This window comes from Streptomyces sp. LMG1-1-1.1, assembly GCF_040815545.1.
Lineage (GTDB): Bacteria > Actinomycetota > Actinomycetes > Streptomycetales > Streptomycetaceae > Streptomyces.
In genome coordinates this window covers 1-319 of record NZ_JBFPNH010000106.1, presented here as the reverse complement: position 1 = coordinate 319, position 319 = coordinate 1, and the positions used below count along the sequence as shown (strand labels likewise).

At 54.2% G+C, this 319-nt stretch carries 1 rRNA gene; it reads right to left on the bottom strand.

Annotation, left to right across the window (positions count from 1 at the left end):
• Positions 1 to 268: 268 nt before the first annotated feature.
• Positions 269 to 319: ribosomal RNA gene (locus MRBLMG1_RS37265) — 16S ribosomal RNA — on the bottom strand; the annotation flags it as partial.

Sequence of the window (319 nt, the reverse complement as noted above, 5' to 3'; positions counted from 1 at the left end):
TGTAGTTCTCAAACAACGACCAGCCACCCATCACCCCACCGGACAAACCGATGAGTTCACTGGGGCCGGAATCATGAAGATACAAGCCATACGGCCGTACCCTCAGACACCCAACAACGTGCCAAGCACAGTCCGTTCCTCGAATCCCGTCTTCCACGCCGAAGCAGTACTAACGGATTCTCGTCACTGACTGTGCCAACTAATCAACGTTCCACCCATGAGCTGACCGTGCAGAACATTTGCCTGCAATCGGTGCTGTGCTCCTTAGAAAGGAGGTGATCCAGCCGCACCTTCCGGTACGGCTACCTTGTTACGACTT